Consider the following 20,435-nt stretch of genomic DNA (forward strand, 5'->3'; position numbering starts at 1 on the left):
GGTTATTATGGATAGTTACATACAGACATATGCGCAGTTTAAAATTTATATTGTATATTTGTACATTTAACGCTATAATTATAGTGTTAAAGATGGAATCGTGATATGACCTGTTATGAATCTATCGTTTTATTTATGAATAAATGGATTGGTATTTTAGCAAGATGTGCTAATAAACTACTCCACCATGATAATAGCGTGCCAAAAATGTGGTGCGTATATTTTCGTGGTGGAGTTTTTTTATTCTCAAAAAGGGGGAAAGACCATGAATGACAACATGGTTCATATTACAATTGACGGAAAAAAGTATGCAGCGGAGCCTGGTTCAACGATATTGGGTGTGATTAATGAGAACGGGATTGAACATCCGCAAATTTGTTACGTGCCAGAAGTAGATTCTATTCAAACATGTGACACTTGTATTGTAGAAGTTGACGGAAAGTTAATGCGTTCTTGTTCGACGATAGCAACGGAAGGTATGGACATTGAACGTGCTTCTGTTCGCGCAAAAGAAGCACAAACAGAGGCGATGGATCGGTTACTAGAAAATCATTTATTATACTGTACAGTATGTGACAATAACAATGGGAACTGTAAACTGCATAATACAGCAGAATTAATGGAAATCGAACATCAAAAATATCCTTATGAACCGAAAGTAGATGTAAGTGAAGTTGATATGACGCATCCGTTTTATCGCTATGACCCTAATCAATGTATTGCATGCGGTCAATGCGTTGAGGTGTGTCAAAACTTACAAGTAAATGAAACGTTATCGATAGACTGGGAAGCGGAACGCCCACGAGTTATTTGGGATGAAGGAGTAAATATTAATGATTCTTCATGCGTTAGCTGTGGTCAATGTGTAACGATTTGCCCTTGTAACGCTTTAATGGAGAAAACGATGCTCGGTGAAGCTGGATTTATGACGGGATTAAAACCAGATATTCTTGAACCGATGGTAGATTTAATTAAAGAAGTTGAGCCTGGATATAGCGGTATTTTTGCGGTATCAGAAGTGGAAGCGGCCATGCGTGATACTCGTACGAAGAAAACGAAAACAGTATGTACATTTTGTGGTGTAGGTTGTTCGTTTGAAGTGTGGACGAAGGGGCGTAAAATCCTTAAAGTACAGCCATCTTCAGATGCACCAGTTAACGCAATTTCCACTTGTGTAAAAGGGAAATTTGGTTGGGATTTCGTAAATTCTAAAGAACGAATTACAAAACCTTTAATTCGTAAAAATGGAACGTTTGTTGAATCTACATGGGAAGAAGCATTGAATGTAGTTGCAAGTAAATTAGGATCGATTAAAGAAGAGTATGGTAAAGATGCTATCGGTTTTATTTCTTCATCTAAAATTACGAATGAAGACAATTACGTTATTCAAAAACTAGCCCGACAAGTATTTGAAACGAATAATATTGATAACTGCTCACGTTATTGCCAATCACCAGCAACGGATGGTTTGTTCCGTACAATTGGTATGGGCGGTGATGCAGGAACGATTAAAGATATTGCGCAATCTGGTCTTGTTATTATTGTAGGATGTAATCCGACAGAAGGTCATCCTGTTTTAGCTACACGTATTAAACGTGCACATAAATTACACGGACAAAAGTTAATTGTAGCTGATCTTCGTAAAACAGAAATGGCAGAGCGATCAGATGTCTTTATTAGTCCAAAACAAGGAACAGATCAAGTATGGTTAATGGCTGTTACGAAATATATGATTGATCAAGGTTGGCATGATCAAGAATTTATTAATGAGAATGTAAACTTCTTTGAAGATTTCAAAGAGAGCCTGAAAGAATATACACTTGAATATGGAGAAGAAATGACTGGTATTTCAAAAGAAACACTTATTCAAATGGCTGAAATGATTCGTGATGCAGATGGTACATGTATCCTTTGGGGGATGGGAGTAACGCAAAATACAGGTGGCTCTGATACTTCCGCTGCGATTTCAAACTTACTTCTTGCAACAGGGAACTATCGTCGTCCAGGAGCAGGTGCATACCCACTTCGAGGTCACAATAACGTACAAGGTGCTTGTGATATGGGTACTTTACCAGGATGGCTTCCAGGATATCAGCACGTTACTAACGAAATGGAACGTGCGAAATTTGAAACTGCTTACGGAGTGAAAATTGATAGTGAACCAGGTCTTAATAATATTGAAATGCTTCACGCAATTGACGAAGGAAAAATGAAAGCAATGTATCTTGTCGGAGAAGATATGGCTCTTGTAGATTCTAATGCAAATCATGTACATGAAGTGTTAACGAGCCTTGATTTCTTCGTTGTGCAAGATGTTTTCCTTTCTAAAACTGCTCAATATGCAGATGTTGTATTACCAGCAGCGCCATCTCTTGAGAAAGAAGGTACTTTCACAAATACAGAGCGCCGTGTCCAAAGATTATATCAAGTTCTTCCTACGCTAGGAGATGCGAAACCAGACTGGTGGATCGTCCAGGAAGTTGCGAATAAACTAGGTGCAAACTGGAATTATAGCCACCCAAGTGAAATCTTTGCTGAAATGGCAAGTTTATCACCATTGTTCTCGCAAGCGAACTATGAAGTGCTTGAAGGATGGAACAGTTTCCATTGGGGAAGTTTTGATGGAACGAATACACCACTTCTGTTCCAAGATGGATTTAACTTCCCAGATAAAAAAGCTCGTTTTGCGATTGCTGACTGGGTACGTCCAGCTGAATTTCCAGCCGAGTTTGACCTTCACATTAACAACGGTCGTATGCTTGAGCATTTCCATGAAGGGAATATGACAAATAAATCAACAGGTATTCAAACGAAAGTACCTGGTGTTTTCGTTGAAATCTCTCCAGACCTTGCAAAAGAACGTGGCTTAAAAACAGGTTCGTTAGTTCGTCTTGTCTCTCCTTTTGGAGCATTAAAATTACGTGCACTCGTTACAGATCGTGTAAAAGCGAATGAGTTATATTTACCGATGAACTCTACAGATAACGAAACGGCAATTAATTTCTTAACAGGTCCTGCTGTGGATGTACGTACGAATACACCTGCGTATAAACAAACGAAAGTACGTATGGAAGTGTTAGAAGTTGATGGCGAAAATCCGATGCCAAAAGCGAACCCACGCAATAAAAAACGTCACCCTCAAGCTGGAATTGAGGTACATCGTAAGTGGGCACGTACAGGGTATGTGCATTTAACGGATAAGTAGGAGGAGAAAACTATGGCTGCACCTATAAAAATGATTCAAAAACAAGAATTAACTGAGGAAGAAATAAAACAGCAAAAGTTAGATGATTTAAAAGAGCTTCTAACTAATAATGAAGAAGCTCTAAATCAGATGTTTAATATAGTAGGGGAATTAAATGACATTGGAATGCTAGAAGCTGCAAATTCTATGCTAAAAGCGAAAGAACCAATTGCGAAGATTGTTCTAGGTCAAGTAACTCGTGAGCCTGTTACAAATTTAATTAATAATATGATGGGCGCTGCAGGTGCGTTAACTGAACTTGACCCAGAACTTACGAAAAAGCTTATAGGTAGTTTATTAGTCGGGCTAGAAGAAGGTAATGAACATCTAGAAAGTAATAAAAAAGTAGGGGTATTCGATCTTATGAAAGTATTGAAAGACCCAGATATTAACCGTGCGATCGGGTTTGGGCTTCATTTCTTAAAAGGAATGGGGAAAGGGTTAAAAGACGAATAAACTTCATGAAGTGAACCTTTTCGCCCAAATATTTGTACGAAATAGTTTGGGCGGAAGGCTCATTTTGGTAAAATATATAATAAAGTAAAATGAGGCTTTTGGGAGGTATAATTGTATGTCAAAAAAAGTACATGAATTTAATGATATGATCCGAAAACTTCGAAAGGAACTTTTCGGAAAAGGACCGGAACGAATTCATACTGTTTTTGCAGAAAATATGGCTATAGCGACTCTTTATGGAAACTTAACACCTACTGAAAAATTTATTTCAAGTACGATGGACGGTGCGGAAATGGTTCATCTGGCTAGAACAAAAATGATTCAAGAAGTGTATGCTGCGAATTCCCGTGAACATTTGGAGGAACTTGTTGGCGCGAAATTAGTGAATTTGTTTTCAGATATGAAAGTAGAAGAAGATATTGCAGTTTCGGTATTTGTTTTTGATAAAAATATAACGTGAGAGAAGGATACTGATCGTGAAACCGATACAGGTAGAAAGAGAAATCTTTCGTTATGAACAAGAGGTATTTAAGCATATAGAGGACAGCATTGTAACAGAGTTTCCTGTCACCATTAAAATGAACGGACAGGAGTTTGTTACAATGGTTAGTACTCCAGAATATATAGAAGATATGGTAATAGGCTTCTTAGCATCTGAAGGAATCATTCGAAAGTATGAAGATATTGATAGTGTATGGGTGCAGGAGAAAGAAGGATTTGTACATGTAACAACGACAAAAGTAAATCCGTATTATGAACAAATGCAAAATAAACGATATATTACGTCTTGTTGTGGTATGAGTAGGCAAGGATTTGTTTTTGCAAATGATGCACTAAGTGCAAAAAAGATGAAGGGTGTCCATGTACAGGTTGCTGCCGATGATTGTTTTCGGTTAATGAAAGAAATGCAGCAATCTGCGGATACGTTTCATCATACTGGCGGGGTTCATAATGCAGCTTTATGTGATGTGAATGGTATTATTTTAAGCCGAATGGATATTGGTAGGCATAATGCACTAGACAAAATTTACGGTTATTGTTTAAAAAACGATATTTCTATAAAAGATAAAATCATTGTTTTTAGTGGTCGTATTTCTTCGGAAATATTATTGAAAGTTGCAAAAATCGGTTGTGAAATTATACTATCAAAATCAGCTCCAACTGAGTTAGCTTTGCAACTAGCGGAAGATTTAGGTATTACGACAATAGGATTTATTCGTAATCACTCCTTAAATGTGTATACCCATCCAGAGCGTGTTTTAAATATAAAATAAAAGTGAGGCAATGAAGATGAAATCAGTTACATTAGACAAGTTGCAACGTCCGTTAAAGGATTTACGTATTTCAGTTACTGATCGCTGTAATTTTCGCTGTCGATATTGTATGCCAGAAGAAATATTTGGTCCTGATTACTCGTTTTTGTCTAATGACAAAATTTTATCTTTTGATGAAATTGAAAGGATAACACGTATTTTCGTTTCTTTAGGTGTGAGAAAATTACGGATTACAGGCGGAGAACCGTTACTTAGAAGAGGGCTTCCAAAGCTTATTGAGCGGCTTCATAAAATAGATGGTGTAGAAGATATCGGTTTAACAACCAATGGATCGTTACTTAAAAAATTTGCTCCTGATTTATATAAGGCGGGACTATCACGTGTAACAGTTAGCTTAGATTCCTTAGAAGAAGAGCGGTTTTTCTATTTAAATGGTAATAGGAGCAAAGTGCAAAGGGTTCTGGAAGGAATACAGGCTGCAGCTGAAGTTGGAATGAAAATTAAAATAAACATGGTCGTTCAAAAGGGAAAAAACGAACAGGACATTTTGCAGATGGCGCAATACTTTAAGGAAAACAAGCATATTCTTCGTTTTATTGAGTATATGGACGTTGGAAATTATAATGGTTGGGATTTAAAAGAGGTCGTCTCTAAACAAGAAATAGTAGATACGATTCATCAAGTTATGCCGTTAGAACGGATAGAAGCAAATTATTCTGGTGAAGTGGCTACTAGGTATCGTTATATAGGAAGCGACGAGGAAATAGGTATTATTTCATCGGTAACAGATTCTTTTTGCTCATCATGTACGAGAGCTCGTATTTCTGCAGAAGGAAAATTATATACTTGCTTATTTGCTTCTAAAGGAAATGATTTAAGAGAATTGCTTCGTTCTGAACATACAGATGAGGACATTACAGATGTAGTACGCGATATATGGAATAATAGGGAAGATCGTTATTCAGATGAACGCTTAAATCATAAAAATAAGAATACAATACCTAAAATTGAAATGTCACATATCGGTGGTTAATATATAAAGCTAGCGTCATAGTGAAAAATGGGGAATTTACAAGAGTTGTGGATTTTCTATTTTATAGTAAAAGTGATGATTGATATCTCTGTAAAAGATGTGCAGAGAAATTAAGCAGCATTCAAAAACCTTTATTTTGAGGAGGTTTTTTGAAGCTGCTTTTTTATTTGGAGAAAATGGAGGAATGGGTAATGGCATTTCATAAGCCGGAACAAATTGCTGAGCTTGTCATTGAGGCCGGTGTTCAAAAAGTAAGACAGACATTGCCAGCGATGCTTATTCTCGGTTTTTTAGGAGGAGCGTTTATTGCGATAGGTTTTTTACTTAACATTCGAGTTTTAGGGAATTTACCTGAGCGCTGGGGGAGTCTAGTGAATGTTTTAGGAGGAGCGGTATTTCCTGTTGGACTTATGCTCGTAGTATTAGCAGGAGGAGAATTAATTACGGGAAATATGATGTCACTGTCTATGGCGCTTTATGCAAAGAAAATTACATTGATAAGTGTACTGAATAACTGGGTTTGGATTACTCTCATGAATTTTATTGGGGCAATTTTCGTTGCGTATTGCTTTGGACATCTTGGCGGATTAACAGAGGGAGAGTATTTAAATAAAACAGTAGCGATAGCGGAAGGGAAGTTACATGAATCATTTGGAAGAACTTTAATTTTAGCAATTGGTTGTAATTGGCTCGTTTGTCTTGCTCTTTGGCTCGCTTACGGGACGAGTGATTTTGTCGGAAAAATCATCGGAATTTGGATTCCAATTATGGCATTTGTAGTGATTGGATTTCAGCAAGTAGTAGCAAATATGTTTGTCATTTCCGCTGTTATTTTTGCTGGTCATCTAACGTGGATGGATTTGGCTAAAAATTTTGTTCCTGTTTTTATCGGAAATGTAATTGGAGGAGCTGGGTTTGTTGGTTTTGCTTACTTTGCTTGTTATCAGAAACAACATTCTAATATGAAATAGAGTTCTTGAGAGGAAGGGTATGTAATGGCTGATCGGTATTCACGACAACAGTTGTTCAAACCAATTGGGAGTAAAGGACAAGAAAAAATTCGAAATAAACATGTGTTAATTGTAGGGGCAGGCGCATTAGGAAGTGCAAGTGCCGAAAGTTTCGTACGTGCAGGTGTTGGCAAGTTGACGATTATTGATCGTGACTACGTTGAATGGAGTAATTTACAAAGGCAACAATTGTACTCTGAACAAGATGCGAGAGAGAAAATGCCGAAAGCAATTGCTGCAAAAAATCGGTTAGAACAAATTAATTCGGAAGTACAAATACATGCTTTCGTAATGGATGCAACTTCAGAAAATATGGAAGGTCTATTAAAAAATGTAGATGTAATCATTGATGCAACAGATAATTTTGATATTCGATTTGTAATAAATGATTTATCACAAAAACATAATATTCCTTGGGTATATGGTTCTTGCGTTGGATCGTATGGTATGAGTTATACAATTATTCCGCAAGAGACACCGTGTTTACATTGTATGCTGAAAAATATTCCTGTTACAGGTGTGACATGTGATACCGCTGGAATTATTAGCCCGACTGTTCAAATCGTCGCAGCATATCAATTGGCAGAAGCACTCAAAATTTTAGTGGAAGATTTCTCAGCAATTAGAAAAACATTTTTCATGTTTGATATATGGAGTAATCAAAATCATTTTATAAAATTAGGGAAAATAAAAACAGACGCTTGTCTCTCATGCGGTTTGAATCGAACTTATCCTTATTTATCATACGAAAATCAAACGAAAGCAGCTGTTTTATGCGGAAGAAATACAGTTCAAATTAGAACAGTAGACAATAGGAAATACAATTTTGATGATATAGAAAAAGTATTACAAAAACTGGGGAAAGTAGATCGGAATCCGTATTTACTATCTTGCCAATTCGATGATTACCGCGTGGTTGTTTTTCGAGATGGTCGTGTTTTTATTCATGGTACAAATGATATTTCGAAAGCGAAACAACTATATTATCGCGTATTCGGTTAATAGAGAGGGTGTCAACAATGGAAAGAAGAGTGCCAATTACGGTTGAAGAAGCTGTTCGTAAAGTGATGGGATTTGCTGATAAAGGCTTAAAGGAGCTATTACCAATTGAATTAGCTTATGGACGTATATTAGCAGAGGATTTAATAGCTGACCATGATGTACCGTCATTTAATCGTTCGCCGTATGACGGATTTGCTATTCGAGCAGAAGATACTAATTTAGCAAGTTATGAAACGCCAATTGTATTTGAAGTAGTGGGTGAAATTGGTGCAGGATCGCTATTTCATGAGAAAGTAGGTCCGTTTCAAGCAGTTCGAATTATGACGGGAGCACAAATTCCGAATGGGTGTGATGCGGTTGTTATGTTAGAGCTGACTCGTCAATATGAGAAGAATGGCAACAATTATATGGAAGTGAAGCGATCATTCAAAAAGGGCGACAATATTTCTTTTCAAGGTGAAGATGCTCGTAAAGGAACGGTTCTTGCAAAGAAAGGATCGTACATTAATCCAGGTATTTCAGCTCTTCTTGCTACATTCGGTTATAGTGAAGTGCCAGTTGCGAGAAAGCCTGTAATTGGACTGTTAGCGACTGGGAGTGAATTGCTTGATGTCGATGATTCATTACAGCCAGGGAAAATCCGAAATAGTAATACGTATATGATATTGTCTCAAATTCGAAGAGCAGGCGGCAGAGTAAAATATTTTGGGAAGTTTAGTGATGATTTTAATACATGTTTTACAGCTGTGAAAGAAGCGCTTGGGCAAGTGGATATGTTAATTACAACGGGCGGTGTATCAGTAGGAGATTACGATTATTTACCAGCTATTTACGAAAAGTTAGGTGCCTCTGTTCTTTTCAATAAAGTTGCAATGCGGCCAGGGAGTGTTACGACTGTAGCACAATTAAATGGCAAGTTATTATTTGGTTTATCAGGAAATCCATCAGCTTGTTATGTAGGGTTTGAATTATTCGTAAGACCGTGTATTCGGGCGTATATGTTTAGTGAAAAAGTACATTTAAAAAGAGAAAAAGCGTTATTAGGAGAAGATTTTCTAAAACCGAATCCATTTACAAGATTTGTACGAGCGAAATTGCAATATGATGAGGGGAAATTAATAGCTTATCCATCAGGTTTTGATAAATCTAGCTCAGTTTCCTCATTGGCAGAATCAAACGTGTTTATCGTATTGCCGGGCGGGACAAGAGGATATAAAAAAGATATGTTTGTCGATGTTCTTTTATTAGAAGATAACGAAGGTAGTGAATGGCCTTGGACATTTCATAAAGTGAGAGGTGGTTCTAATGGGACAAGTGTTATTTGAGATTGTAGATAATCCGATTTTAGTTGAAGAAGTAACGAATAAAGTCGCAAGAAGGGAAGTGGGTGCGATTACAACATTTATTGGTACCGTGAGAGAACTTACAAAAGGAAAACGAACGCTACATTTAGAGTATAAAGCATATAAACCGATGGCAGTAAAACAACTTATGAGAATTGGTGAAGAAATTAGTGAAAGATGGCCGGATGCAAAAGTAGCAATTACGCACCGTGTAGGGCGGCTAGAAATCATGGATATTGCGGTAGTCATTGCAGTTTCATCACCGCATCGTAAAGTAGCTTATGAAGCGAATGAGTACGCGATTGAACGTATAAAACGAATCGTTCCAATTTGGAAAAAAGAATTTCGGGAAGATGGAACGATGTGGGTTGGAGATCAACTTGAAAACACACCATATCCAGAAGGAAAACCAAAGAAGGAAGAATGAGAAAATGATTACAATTTTATTGTTTGCAAATTTGCGTGAGGAAGTCGGATTGGATCAATTAATAATTTCAGAAAAACAAGAAATGACTGTTGGGCAATTAAAAGAATGGTTGAAAGATAGTTATCATTTGCAATCCTTGGATACAGTAATGGTTGCAATTAATGAAGAGTTTGTAACGAATGAAGAGATGATAAAAGTAGGAGATATAGTCGCATTAATCCCGCCCGTTAGCGGAGGGTAATAAGCTTTTTCAACAGATGAAGCGCCGAGAAGATGTTGTATATAAATTAGAATAAGAGAAGGGATGAGTTCTATGCTTACTCAAGAACAAATAATAAATGCATTAAAACATGTAGAGGATCCAGAGTTACACAAAAGTGTTGTAGAATTAAATATGGTTAGAAATATACAAATGAACGGAACAGAGGTTAAACTTGAAGTAGTACTAACAATACAAGGTTGTCCGTTAAAAGCAAAAATTCAACAAGATATTGAAGAATCACTTCACCCAATTGGTGCCTCTAAAGTGGATGTAACATTTGGTTCTATGACACAAGAAGAACGTGCAGCTTTAACAGAGAAGTTAAAGAAAAATAGTAGAACAGAAACTGGTATGCCGAGCATGCTTCGCCTTGATTCAGGAGTACGGTTTATTACTGTAACGAGTGGAAAAGGTGGAGTTGGAAAATCAACGGTGACAATTAATCTTGCAACTGCACTAGCTCGTATGGGCAAAAAAGTGGGGATATTAGATGCAGATATATATGGTTTTAGCATTCCAGCTATGATGGAAACGAATAAGAAACCAACGATGATTGATCAAACAGCAATTCCGGTCGTTAGTCACGGTGTTAAAATTATGTCGATGGGATTTTTTACGGAAGGAAATAACCCGGTTATGTGGCGCGGACCGATGTTAAATAAATGGATTCAAAATTTCCTTGCGAATACGCACTGGGGAGAATTAGATTATTTACTTCTTGATTTACCACCTGGTACAGGAGATATTGCTATTGATGTTGCAGCAATGATCCCGCAGGCGCAAGAAATTATCGTTACAACACCACACAATGTAGCTTCGTTCGTAGCATCTAGAGTAGGAGTTATGGCAAAGCATACGAAACACGAGATTTTAGGGATTGTAGAAAATATGGCTTATTATGAAGAGCAAGATGGATCGAAAAACTATCTCTTCGGAAAAGGTGGCGGCGAAATGCTTGCAGAACAATTGCAAACAGAAGTGATCGCGCAAATACCTTTTGCAAAACGAGAAGAAAATAACGGTTCATCTGTATATGATGAAGACTCTCTTGTAGGAGAAGTGTTTACATCGTTAGCTGAGGATATTATTTATAGAGGATAGAGGGGGAAGTTTAATATGGCATGTAACATTGATCATTCTATTGAAGATGTGATGAATAAGCTTGAAAGTCAAAAGAGTTTTTTACCTGAAGGGATCTTTAAAGAGTTAAAGAGTTTTTTGCAAGGTATTCATTCACAGAAATTATTAAATGATGTTTTTCACCTCCTAAAAAAGTATGATTTAGTCAGTGAGGAAGAACGAGAGACGAGAAACGCACAATTATTGTACATTTTGAATTAAGTACTCTTTGGCTTTAGAATTTTTTCAGAAGGGGTGAATGTAATGAATATGAAAAAGATGATTGAAATGGTAGAAGCAACTAAAGTGACTGACGAAGAATTATCGATTTCTACTTTACATCAAAAGCTTGTGAAGTTGTATAGTCAAAAAGATTGTGCAGAGTATACGGAGTTATTAAAATATATTTTATCATTATCCGTGCAGCTGAAGCTGAATCTCGTATTGAAATATTTTGGTGTGCGTCTGGTTGTTGCTGCAGACGAGCGTATGCAATTTCAAGAGATATTTAAATGCTTAGCTAAGAAAGATGAGAATGGGGAATGGTTTCTAAATTTTGTTTCTTTATATGTAGGGCTAATTGTAGTTCTTCATTTTGATGAGAAAGTGATTGAGAGCAATTTTTTTGATGATATGGTAGTGGGTGAATGTAATGAAATATAAGATTCTGCTCATAACGTTTTTCTATTTAAATGCTTTAATTGCGATTTTAGTTGGTTATATAAATATGAAGGCAATTAATTAAGAAAAAGGAATGAAACTAGTTGGATAAAAAGAGTTCTTCAGTTGTTTCCGTCGTTTTTTCGTGTTACTATTAATCGAATTTTTCATAAGGAGAGAAAGCGATGAAATGGATTTATTTTCTTATTATTAACGTTATAGCTTTTAGCCTTATGGGGCTTGATAAACGAAAAGCAAAGAAGAAACAGTGGAGAACGCCAGAAAGTACGTTGTTTTTATCGGCGGCAGCTGGAGGAGCAGTTGGAGCTTGGATCGGCATGTATATGTTTCATCATAAAACTCATAAAAAGAAATTTGTTTTCGGCATACCGTTACTTGTTGTAATAACGGTATGTTTATTATTCGTTGTATGAGAAATGTCGAAAGAAATGCAGATTGATTATTGGTAAAGTGAGCATGTGAGACCGTATAATGGAGAAAAAATGAGAAGGGGAGAAAAAGGAAGATGGGGAGTCAATCAGCAGAGCAAAAAAAAGGGATACTATATGCGGCTGGTGCTTACACGATGTGGGGAATTCTACCGATTTATTGGAAATGGGTTGAGGAAGTTCCAGCAGATGAAATATTAGCGCACCGCATCGTTTGGGCATTTGTTTTTATGTTACTTGTATTAGGTGTTACGAAGAGGTTTCGCCAGTTTATTGGGGAATTTGTGAATCTTTTTAAACGACCTAAATTATTAATGTCATTAACAATAGCTTCAGTCTTGATTAGCGGAAACTGGTTTGTTTACATATGGGCCGTTAATCATAATCATGTTATTGAAGCGAGTCTTGGCTATTATATTAATCCGCTTATTAGTATTTTACTTGGTACAGTCGTTTTAAAGGAAAAGTTAAACTTTTGGCAATATGTTGCAGTTGGTTTAGCAGGAGTAGGGGTTGTCATTTTAACAGTACGTTTCGGATCTATTCCGTGGGTTTCTCTTTCACTTGCCTTTTCATTTGGATTATACGGATTAACGAAAAAACTATTAAACTATGATGCTACAATTGGACTTACGATGGAAACCATGTTAGTGACGCCGTTTGCGATCATTTATCTTGTTATGACAGGAGCACATGGTTTCGGCTCATTTGGATCTATTTCAATGTTATCAACGTTACTTTTAATAGGAGCAGGTATTGTAACAGCATTACCACTATTTTATTTTGCAAAAGGAGCGCAACTTATTCCGCTTTATATGGTGGGATTTTTACAATATATTGCGCCAACAATTAGCTTAATTTTAGGTGTATTTGTATTTGGTGAACATTTCACATCTACACATATGATTGCATTTTTCTGTATATGGGTTGCTTTATTTGTATTCTCGGTAGCGAAAACAAAGTTTTTAGTGCAGAAACAACCGAAATTTATAAAAAATAAATCAGCAAAAGTATCATAATGCGTAGTATTTTCTACGCATTTTTCTTTATACTTATATTATATAGAATTTCCATTATAGTCAGTAAGGAGCTGAGAACATGGAAACAATTTTACATAATGATCCGCTTATGGCAGCTGTAATTTCATGGTTTTTAGCACAATTAACGAAAGTAGTCTTTAAATTAGTTAAAACGGGTGAATTTGATTTTGCAAAGTTTTTTGCTTCAGGTGGGATGCCAAGTTCTCATGCTTCAACAGTTACAGCGCTTGCTACAGGAGTTGGAGTTGTGGAAGGTGTGGAAAGCTCGATGTTTGCGGTTGCTGCTATTTTTGCCATTATTGTTATGTATGATGCTTCAGGAGTAAGGCTTGCAGTAAGTAAACAAGCAAAAATATTGAATGACTTTTTTCACGGTAGAGAAACAGAATATAAGAAGTTAAATGAACTTGTTGGGCATACACCGTATGAAGTAGTAGTCGGTGCTTTATTAGGGATTATTGTCGGAGTAGGATATTGTTTATGAGCAGAACATTTTATATGTTCTGCTTTTCTTTGTTTTCATACATATTCAGCTACCTTTTTGAATATCGTTATACGGATTTCGAAAGGGTGGGTGAGTAACTTGTTATTATATGAAAAAGTGCATGAAGAAATAGCGAGAAGAACAACTGCACTTCAAACGATGCAACGGCAAGATGGTACGTGGCGGTTTTGTTTTGAAGGAGCGCCACTAACAGATTGTCATATGATTTTTTTATTAAAATTATTAGGTAGAGATAAAGAGATAGAACCGTTTGTAAAAAGATTAGCATCACTCCAAACAAATGAAGGAACATGGAAATTGTATGAAGATGAAGTGGGTGGTAATTTATCTGCTACAATTCAATCTTATGCTGCCTTACTTGCATCGGAAAAATATACAAAAGAAGATGCGAATATGAAGCGAGCGGAAATGTTTATAAATGAGCGCGGGGGGGTGGCGCGTGCTCATTTTATGACGAAGTTTTTATTAGCGATTCATGGAGAATATGAATATCCTTCTCTCTTTCATTTGCCAACACCAATAATGTTTCTGCAGAACGATTCCCCCCTCAGTATATTTGAATTGAGTAGCTCAGCACGTATCCATTTAATTCCGATGATGTTGTGTTTAAATAAAAGATTTCGAGTAGGGAAAAAGTTATTGCCAAATTTAAATCACATTGCAGGCGGGGGCGGAGAATGGTTTCGGGAGGATCGGTCTCCAGTTTTTCAAACGTTATTAAGTGAGGTGAAGAAAATTATAACGTATCCACTTTCTTTGCATCATAAAGGATATGAGGAAGTAGAACGTTTTATGAAAGAGCGTATTGATGAAAATGGAACATTATATAGTTACGCAACTGCCTCGTTTTATATGATTTATGCTTTACTTGCATTAGGGCATTCTATTCAATCGCCAATTATTCAGAAGGCTATAACGGGAATCGCATCTTATATATGGAAGATGGAGAGAGGGAGCCATTTGCAAAACTCTCCGTCAACTGTATGGGATACAGCTTTACTCAGTTATGCTTTGCAAGAAGCTCAAGTTCCGAAAGCAAGTAAAGTGATTCAAAATGCATCAGCGTATTTACTAAGAAAACAGCAAACGAAGAAAGTAGATTGGAGTGTACATGCACCGAATCTATTCCCAGGTGGTTGGGGCTTTTCGGATGTGAATACGATGATTCCAGATATTGATGATACAACTGCTGTGTTAAGAGCACTGGCGCGAAGTAGAGGGGACGAAAATGTAGATAATGCTTGGAAGAGAGCGGTTAATTGGGTTAAAGGATTGCAAAATAATGATGGTGGTTGGGGAGCTTTTGAAAAAGGGGTAACGAGCCGTATATTAGCAAATTTACCAATCGAAAATGCAAGTGATATGATTACAGATCCTTCTACACCAGATATTACAGGAAGAGTGCTAGAGTTTTTTGGGACATATGCGCAAAATGAATTGCCCGAGAAACAAAAACAAAGTGCGATAAATTGGTTAATGAATGTACAAGAGGAAAATGGATCATGGTATGGGAAATGGGGAATTTGTTATATATATGGTACATGGGCAGTGTTGACTGGTTTACGGTCACTAGGAATACCATCTAGCGATCCATCATTAAAACGAGCAGCTTTATGGCTTGAACATATACAGCATGAAGATGGTGGCTGGGGAGAATCTTGCCAAAGTAGTGTGGAAAAAAGATTTGTTACTTTGCCGTTTAGTACACCATCACAAACGGCATGGGCGTTAGATGCTCTCATTTCTTACTATGAAAAAGAAACACCAATCATTCGAAAAGGTATTTCATATTTGCTCTCCAACCCTTATGTAAATGAAAAATATCCTACTGGAACAGGTTTACCAGGTGGGTTTTATATTCGTTATCATAGTTATGCTCATATATATCCGTTGCTTACTTTGGCTCATTATACAAAAAAATATAGAAAATAAACCGAGAGATGTCTCTCGGTTTATTTTGTTGGGTAGTAGGTCCCTTTTGAAAAGAATAAGGTTGTGATGTACCTTATTTTTCGGTTGACTGGCGTTTTTGACGTGCATCAGCGGCATTTGCACGTGCGTTTGCTTCTAAGTCATTGTGGTCAGCGAGTTCGCGAGAGAACTCAACATCAATGCCATCAGTTGCTTTGCTTTGTTTGAAATTCTTTTTGTTCATTCGACACAATCTCCTTGCGTTTATGCGACGTTGCAAAGTTAGTTTGACACAAATAGACTTTTTTATACAAAGAGGAATTGGAAAGCAAAAAGCCGAAATATACAGTATAAGTAATAGAAATGGGGGATAGGAATGGAGTTTTTAAATGGGAAAACAGCTGTTGTAACAGGAGCTGCACAGGGAATTGGAAAAGAGATTGCAAGGGTTTATGCAAAACTAGGGGCGAAAGTATTAATTAGCGATGTAAATGAAGAGAATCTACAAAAGACGACACGTGAGTTATCAGATGAAGGATATGAAGTGTGCTCATATCGATGTGATGTGAGTAATCAAAATGAAGCAAAGTCGTTAATTGAATATGCGGTTCAAAAATTTGGTACATTACATATTTTGGTGAATAATGCTGGAATTACAAGAGACGCAATGTTACATAAAATGGAGAAGTCTGCTTGGGAACAAGTATTACAAGTGAACTTAACTGGAGTTTTTTATTGTATGCAACCAGCGCTTCTTTACATGAGACAACAAGGGTATGGACGCATTATTAACATATCTTCAATTAGTAGAGAAGGAAACATAGGTCAAGCAAATTATGCGGCTACAAAGGCAGGAGTTGTAGGATTAACAAAAACAGCAGCGAAAGAAGTTGGAAGTTTCGGTATTACTTGTAATGCGATTTGTCCGGGGTTTATGGATACAGATATGACAAAAACGATACCAGATAAAGTGAAAGAAAAGATGGTGGGCGCTATTCCAGTTGGTAGAATTGGAACGCCAGAAGATATTGCGAACGCAGCAGCCTTTTTAGCATCAGAATACGCATCTTATATTACAGGTGAAGTATTAAATGTGAGCGGAGGACTGCAAGTTTAAAGGAATACATAATGAAAAGAACCTGACCAGGTAAGTCAGGTTCTTTCTCATTAATTTAAGTTAAGCCAAACGCTCTTCACTTCTGTATAGTTATTTAATGCGTAAGATCCCATTTCACGGCCGAGACCAGATTGTTTAAATCCTCCAAATGGAGATGCTGCATCAAAGACGTTATAACAGTTTACCCATACTGTACCTGCACGTACTTTACTTGCAACATAGTGTGCAGTTTTAACATTTTCTGTCCATACACCAGCAGCTAAGCCAAATTGAGATTTATTCGCACGTTCAATTACTTCATCAATATCGTTAAACGGTATTGCAGAAATAACTGGACCGAAAATTTCTTCTTTTGCGATCGTCATTTCGTCATTTACGTCAGCGAATACTGTAGGAGAAACGAAGTAGCCTTGATCGAATGGATTATTTCCTCCGCAAAGTACTTCAGCGCCTTCTTCAATCCCTTTTTCAATGAAGCCCATTACACGTTTTTGTTGTTCTTCGGAAACGAGAGGACCGATTGTAGTTTCTGGACTTAGACCAGCGCCTTGATTTAATTTTTTAGAATAAAGGACGAGATCAGCCATGACATTATCATACATTTTCTTCGGAACAAATAAGCGTGATCCAGCAGAGCATACTTGTCCTTGGTTAAACATAACACCAGAAAGTGCACCAGGAATCGCGCGAGATAAATCAGCATCTGGCAAGATGATATTTGGTGATTTACCGCCTAACTCAAGTGTAACGCGTTTTAATGATTCGGATGCTTGTCGCATAATTTGTTTACCGACAGGAGTAGAACCGGTAAATGCAATTTTATCAACGAGTGGATGATTAACGAGAGCTTGTCCAGCTGATTCACCGAATCCAGGTACGATATTAATAACACCTTTCGGGAATCCAGCTTCTTCAATTAATTCAGCTAAGTATAGAGCAGATAGTGGAGTTTGTTCTGCAGGTTTTAAAACGATTGTACATCCTGTAGCAAGCGCTGCTCCCATTTTCCACATTGCCATAAGAAGCGGGAAGTTCCAAGGGATAATTTGACCAACGACACCAACAGCTTCATGGCGTGTATAGTTAAAGTAATCACCGGAAACAGGAATTGTTTGACCAACGATTTTCGTAGCCCAGCCAGCGTAATAGCGCATATGCTCAATTGCAAGTGGTATGTCTGCTGCCATTGTTTCACGGATTGGCTTTCCGTTATCTAATGTTTCGAGCTGTGCAAGCTCTTCTTTATGTTCTTCCATTAAATCAGCTAACTTGTACATGAGACGGCTTCGCTCAGCAGTGCTCATACGAGACCAAGGACCTTCGTCAAAAGCCATACGAGCTGCGACTACAGCTTTATGAATATCTTCACGACCAGCTTCAGAAACGACGGCAAGTGTTTCACCAGTTGCTGGGTTAGGTGTTTTAAATGTTTTTCCGGAAGCGCTTTCAATGAAAGATCCATTCACATATAACTTTTTTGTACCTTGAAGAAAATTTTCTACCTTTTCATGAAGATTTACAGCTAGTTGACTCATTGTATAACCCCCTTGAAAATATAATGTAAACGCAGTACGAGACGGCGCTTATTCCGAAATCAAGGATGTGGAAACTAGATGGAAAGCCTCTAATTAAAATCATAATTAATAAATACTGAAAATTCAAATTTCATTTGTGTTACAATTGTAAAAAATATGTAATGTAACAGAACCTTCTATATGATTGTAAAAAATCCTGCTTGTTTTTGCTTTCTAGTAGGAAAAACTAGAAGAACAATGGTACAATAATACATCGTGAGAGGAGGGGGAAAAATGAAAGATTATCATGATGATCCACGCTTTCGAATAGCCCATAGAGAAGCGTTAATTGGTCTTGGACTTGCTATTATTAATTTTATAATATGGTACGGATTCGCTTATGGGCTTGGTAGTAAAAATCCGAGTGAATATACATATGTATTCGGTTTTCCCACATGGTTTTTTTATAGCTGTATCGTTGGATTTATCGTTATGGTTATTTTACTTAGTTTAGTTGTTCGTTTTGTATTTCAAGATATTTCACTCGATGAGGAAGAAAAAAGTGAGGAATAATAGATGAATTGGTATGTAATCATTCCAATGATAATTTCGTTTATCGTTGTATTTTTAATTGGTGTATATGCTTCAAGACGCGTGCAAGCAACTGCTCATAATAAATTTTTACAAGAATATTTTCTAGGTGGGCGTGAGCTAGGCGGTTTATTATTAGCGATGACAATGATTGCTACGTACGGTAGTGCAAGTAGCTTTATTGGTGGCCCTGGTATTGCTTACAATATGGGGCTTGGATGGGTACTGTTATCTGCGATTCAAGTTGTAACAGGGTATATCGTTTTAACGGTTATCGGTAAAAAGTTTGCAATTATCGCTAGGAAGATGGAAGCAATTACTCTTATCGATTATTTAAAAGGGAGATACAATAATAAAGCAGTTGTTATACTCTCTGCGTTATGTATTATTATCTTTTTATTTTCGGCGACAGTAGCCCAGTGGGTCGGCGGTGGACGATTAATTGAGTCACTAACGGGTCTATCGTATACAACAGCACTATTTTTATTTACTTTTTCTGTACTTGTGTACGTATTAATTGGTGGATTTCGTGCAGTCGCGCTATCAGATACATTATTAGGAATCATTATGTTAGTTGGAACGACAATCATTTTAATTGCTACTGTCATTGCTGGTGGTGGAATTGAAAAGATTATGCAGGAACTTGTTCAAATTAATCCAAATTTAATTACACCATTCGGAGCAGATGGCAGTTTAACGAAATCATATGTTACATCATTTTGGATTTTAATTGGAATTGGCGTTGTAGGTTTACCGCAAATTAGCGTGCGTGCCATGTCTTATAAAAATTCAAAAGCTATGCACCAAGCTTTAATAATTGGAACAGTTGTCGTTGGTACAATTATGATCGGTATGCATTTAACAGGTGTATTTGCAAGAGTAGTACTTCCAGGTATAACGGTACCAGATAAAGTAATGCCGCTACTTGCGATGGAAGTGTTGCCACCGTGGTTAGCTGGAGTTTTCTTAGCCGCACCAATGGCAGCGATTATGTCTACAGTAAACTCTTTATTATTACTTGTAAGCTCGTCAATTATTAAAGATATATACGTAAATTACATAAAGAAAGATGCAGCAGACAGTACGATAAAAAAAGGAAGTTTGTGGATTACTGGTATTGTAGGACTACTCGTTTATGCAGCGGCGATTAAACCACCAGATTTTTTAATATGGCTAAATTTATTTTCTTTCGGTGGATTAGAAGCAGCATTCATTTGGCCAATCGTATTAGGGTTATATTGGAGGAAAGGAAATGCTACAGGAGCGCTTGCTTCCATTTTCGTTGGAGTAGGTTCATATATGTGTATTCATCTTTTCTATCCAAATCCGTTCGGTATACATACAGTTGTCTTCCCAATTTGTTTTGCGTTTATCGCTTATGTTATTGGAAGTATGAGTGCTGTAAAAAAAACAGTATAGGTTAGCTGAAGAACGTAGTCCTTATAGGACTGCGTTTTTTCGTATGAATTTGTTCTTTT

Annotated in this window: 22 protein-coding genes; 20 read left to right on the top strand and 2 right to left on the bottom strand. The window is 37.0% G+C overall.

Translation table 11 applies throughout. The features are described from left to right. Positions 1-265: 265 nt before the first annotated feature. The 17 genes from fdhF (at position 266) to MR160_RS08315 (ending at position 15,756) form a co-directional block, all read left to right on the top strand. A complete protein-coding gene (gene fdhF / locus MR160_RS08235) occupies positions 266-3,205 on the top strand; it encodes a formate dehydrogenase subunit alpha (RefSeq protein ID WP_242297216.1) in 2,940 nt (979 codons plus the stop codon). 12 nt (positions 3,206-3,217) lie between these two features. Next, positions 3,218-3,700 (top strand): helical membrane plugin domain-containing protein, encoded by a 483-nt coding sequence (locus MR160_RS08240; protein WP_000729897.1) that lies wholly within the window; start codon positions 3,218-3,220, stop codon positions 3,698-3,700. Positions 3,701-3,815: 115 nt separating this feature from the next. Further along, complete coding sequence (locus tag MR160_RS08245) at positions 3,816-4,160, top strand: Na-translocating system protein MpsC family protein (RefSeq protein ID WP_000039580.1); 345 nt, start codon at positions 3,816-3,818, stop codon at positions 4,158-4,160. 16 nt (positions 4,161-4,176) lie between these two features. Beyond that, positions 4,177-4,974 (top strand): formate dehydrogenase accessory sulfurtransferase FdhD, encoded by a 798-nt coding sequence (fdhD, locus tag MR160_RS08250; protein ID WP_000802662.1) that lies wholly within the window; start codon positions 4,177-4,179, stop codon positions 4,972-4,974. Positions 4,975-4,990: 16 nt separating this feature from the next. Continuing rightward, on the top strand, positions 4,991-6,007 hold the full coding sequence (gene moaA, locus MR160_RS08255; RefSeq protein ID WP_000844115.1) for a GTP 3',8-cyclase MoaA: 1,017 nt from the start codon (positions 4,991-4,993) through the stop codon (positions 6,005-6,007). A gap of 191 nt (positions 6,008-6,198) precedes the next feature. After that, positions 6,199-6,978, top strand: a complete 780-nt coding sequence (locus tag MR160_RS08260) for a formate channel (protein ID WP_000863998.1) — start codon at positions 6,199-6,201, stop codon at positions 6,976-6,978. 24 nt (positions 6,979-7,002) lie between these two features. Next, positions 7,003-8,019 (top strand): molybdopterin-synthase adenylyltransferase MoeB, encoded by a 1,017-nt coding sequence (locus MR160_RS08265; RefSeq protein WP_000785263.1) that lies wholly within the window; start codon positions 7,003-7,005, stop codon positions 8,017-8,019. 17 nt (positions 8,020-8,036) lie between these two features. Next, on the top strand, positions 8,037-9,344 hold the full coding sequence (locus tag MR160_RS08270; protein ID WP_000442187.1) for a molybdopterin molybdotransferase MoeA: 1,308 nt from the start codon (positions 8,037-8,039) through the stop codon (positions 9,342-9,344). After that, positions 9,325-9,789 carry a molybdenum cofactor biosynthesis protein MoaE gene (locus MR160_RS08275; protein ID WP_081143769.1) on the top strand — a complete coding sequence of 155 codons (465 nt, stop codon included), beginning with the start codon at positions 9,325-9,327 and terminating at the stop codon, positions 9,787-9,789. Before MR160_RS08270 ends, MR160_RS08275 begins: the two co-directional genes overlap by 20 nt. 4 nt (positions 9,790-9,793) lie before the next feature. Next, positions 9,794-10,030 carry a molybdopterin converting factor subunit 1 gene (gene moaD, locus MR160_RS08280; protein WP_000628473.1) on the top strand — a complete coding sequence of 79 codons (237 nt, stop codon included), beginning with the start codon at positions 9,794-9,796 and terminating at the stop codon, positions 10,028-10,030. A gap of 72 nt (positions 10,031-10,102) precedes the next feature. Beyond that, positions 10,103-11,152, top strand: a complete 1,050-nt coding sequence (locus MR160_RS08285) for a P-loop NTPase (RefSeq protein ID WP_081143770.1) — start codon at positions 10,103-10,105, stop codon at positions 11,150-11,152. Positions 11,153-11,167: 15 nt separating this feature from the next. Further along, entirely contained in the window at positions 11,168-11,392 is a 225-nt protein-coding gene (locus MR160_RS08290; protein ID WP_000752380.1) for a hypothetical protein, read from the top strand. A gap of 42 nt (positions 11,393-11,434) precedes the next feature. Then, positions 11,435-11,833, top strand: coding sequence for a hypothetical protein (locus MR160_RS08295; RefSeq protein ID WP_081143771.1), 399 nt, complete (start codon positions 11,435-11,437; stop codon positions 11,831-11,833). A 182-nt stretch (positions 11,834-12,015) separates the two neighbouring features. Beyond that, positions 12,016-12,264: a DUF1294 domain-containing protein gene (locus MR160_RS08300; protein ID WP_000871349.1), complete on the top strand. Its 249-nt coding sequence runs from the start codon at positions 12,016-12,018 to the stop codon at positions 12,262-12,264. Between the two features lie 92 nt (positions 12,265-12,356). Beyond that, a complete protein-coding gene (rarD, locus tag MR160_RS08305; RefSeq protein ID WP_000535541.1) occupies positions 12,357-13,298 on the top strand; it encodes an EamA family transporter RarD in 942 nt (313 codons plus the stop codon). A gap of 79 nt (positions 13,299-13,377) precedes the next feature. Continuing rightward, positions 13,378-13,803 carry a divergent PAP2 family protein gene (locus MR160_RS08310; protein WP_000447819.1) on the top strand — a complete coding sequence of 142 codons (426 nt, stop codon included), beginning with the start codon at positions 13,378-13,380 and terminating at the stop codon, positions 13,801-13,803. Between the two features lie 99 nt (positions 13,804-13,902). Then, positions 13,903-15,756 (top strand): terpene cyclase/mutase family protein, encoded by a 1,854-nt coding sequence (locus MR160_RS08315; protein ID WP_000928149.1) that lies wholly within the window; start codon positions 13,903-13,905, stop codon positions 15,754-15,756. Between the two features lie 73 nt (positions 15,757-15,829). On the opposite strand, the gene MR160_RS08320 is transcribed toward MR160_RS08315, so the two are convergent. Beyond that, a complete protein-coding gene (locus MR160_RS08320) occupies positions 15,830-15,979 on the bottom strand; it encodes a YfhD family protein (RefSeq protein WP_001035815.1) in 150 nt (49 codons plus the stop codon). A 132-nt stretch (positions 15,980-16,111) separates the two neighbouring features. On the opposite strand from MR160_RS08320, the gene fabG reads away from it, so the two are divergent. After that, a complete protein-coding gene (gene fabG, locus MR160_RS08325; RefSeq protein ID WP_000395038.1) occupies positions 16,112-16,852 on the top strand; it encodes a 3-oxoacyl-ACP reductase FabG in 741 nt (246 codons plus the stop codon). Positions 16,853-16,902: 50 nt separating this feature from the next. Here fabG and dhaS read toward each other — a convergent pair whose 3' ends face one another. Beyond that, positions 16,903-18,387: an aldehyde dehydrogenase DhaS gene (gene dhaS, locus MR160_RS08330; protein ID WP_000080306.1), complete on the bottom strand. Its 1,485-nt coding sequence runs from the start codon at positions 18,385-18,387 to the stop codon at positions 16,903-16,905. A 273-nt stretch (positions 18,388-18,660) separates the two neighbouring features. On the opposite strand from dhaS, the gene MR160_RS08335 reads away from it, so the two are divergent. Beyond that, positions 18,661-18,939 carry a YhdT family protein gene (locus MR160_RS08335; RefSeq protein WP_000656243.1) on the top strand — a complete coding sequence of 93 codons (279 nt, stop codon included), beginning with the start codon at positions 18,661-18,663 and terminating at the stop codon, positions 18,937-18,939. 3 nt (positions 18,940-18,942) lie between these two features. After that, positions 18,943-20,376, top strand: coding sequence for a sodium/pantothenate symporter (gene panF / locus MR160_RS08340; RefSeq protein ID WP_001104822.1), 1,434 nt, complete (start codon positions 18,943-18,945; stop codon positions 20,374-20,376). Positions 20,377-20,435: the final 59 nt, after the last annotated feature.

It is taken from the genome of Bacillus cereus group sp. BfR-BA-01382 (assembly GCF_022663475.1).
GTDB classification, from domain to species: Bacteria; Bacillota; Bacilli; order Bacillales; family Bacillaceae_G; genus Bacillus_A; species Bacillus_A thuringiensis_S.

Bases quoted from the DNA above. Each gene is read 5' to 3' on its own strand.
- fdhF (WP_242297216.1), top strand. From the start codon at position 266: ATGAATGACAACATGGTTCATATTACAATTGACGGAAAAAAGTATGCA.
- MR160_RS08240 (WP_000729897.1), top strand. From the start codon at position 3,218: ATGGCTGCACCTATAAAAATGATTCAAAAACAAGAATTAACTGAGGAA.
- MR160_RS08245 (WP_000039580.1), top strand. From the start codon at position 3,816: ATGTCAAAAAAAGTACATGAATTTAATGATATGATCCGAAAACTTCGA.
- moaA (WP_000844115.1), top strand. From the start codon at position 4,991: ATGAAATCAGTTACATTAGACAAGTTGCAACGTCCGTTAAAGGATTTA.
- MR160_RS08260 (WP_000863998.1), top strand. From the start codon at position 6,199: ATGGCATTTCATAAGCCGGAACAAATTGCTGAGCTTGTCATTGAGGCC.
- MR160_RS08265 (WP_000785263.1), top strand. From the start codon at position 7,003: ATGGCTGATCGGTATTCACGACAACAGTTGTTCAAACCAATTGGGAGT.
- MR160_RS08270 (WP_000442187.1), top strand. From the start codon at position 8,037: ATGGAAAGAAGAGTGCCAATTACGGTTGAAGAAGCTGTTCGTAAAGTG.
- MR160_RS08275 (WP_081143769.1), top strand. From the start codon at position 9,325: ATGGGACAAGTGTTATTTGAGATTGTAGATAATCCGATTTTAGTTGAA.
- moaD (WP_000628473.1), top strand. From the start codon at position 9,794: ATGATTACAATTTTATTGTTTGCAAATTTGCGTGAGGAAGTCGGATTG.
- MR160_RS08285 (WP_081143770.1), top strand. From the start codon at position 10,103: ATGCTTACTCAAGAACAAATAATAAATGCATTAAAACATGTAGAGGAT.
- MR160_RS08290 (WP_000752380.1), top strand. From the start codon at position 11,168: ATGGCATGTAACATTGATCATTCTATTGAAGATGTGATGAATAAGCTT.
- MR160_RS08295 (WP_081143771.1), top strand. From the start codon at position 11,435: ATGAATATGAAAAAGATGATTGAAATGGTAGAAGCAACTAAAGTGACT.
- MR160_RS08300 (WP_000871349.1), top strand. From the start codon at position 12,016: ATGAAATGGATTTATTTTCTTATTATTAACGTTATAGCTTTTAGCCTT.
- rarD (WP_000535541.1), top strand. From the start codon at position 12,357: ATGGGGAGTCAATCAGCAGAGCAAAAAAAAGGGATACTATATGCGGCT.
- MR160_RS08310 (WP_000447819.1), top strand. From the start codon at position 13,378: ATGGAAACAATTTTACATAATGATCCGCTTATGGCAGCTGTAATTTCA.
- MR160_RS08320 (WP_001035815.1), bottom strand. From the start codon at position 15,979: ATGAACAAAAAGAATTTCAAACAAAGCAAAGCAACTGATGGCATTGAT.
- fabG (WP_000395038.1), top strand. From the start codon at position 16,112: ATGGAGTTTTTAAATGGGAAAACAGCTGTTGTAACAGGAGCTGCACAG.
- dhaS (WP_000080306.1), bottom strand. From the start codon at position 18,387: ATGAGTCAACTAGCTGTAAATCTTCATGAAAAGGTAGAAAATTTTCTT.
- MR160_RS08335 (WP_000656243.1), top strand. From the start codon at position 18,661: ATGAAAGATTATCATGATGATCCACGCTTTCGAATAGCCCATAGAGAA.
- panF (WP_001104822.1), top strand. From the start codon at position 18,943: ATGAATTGGTATGTAATCATTCCAATGATAATTTCGTTTATCGTTGTA.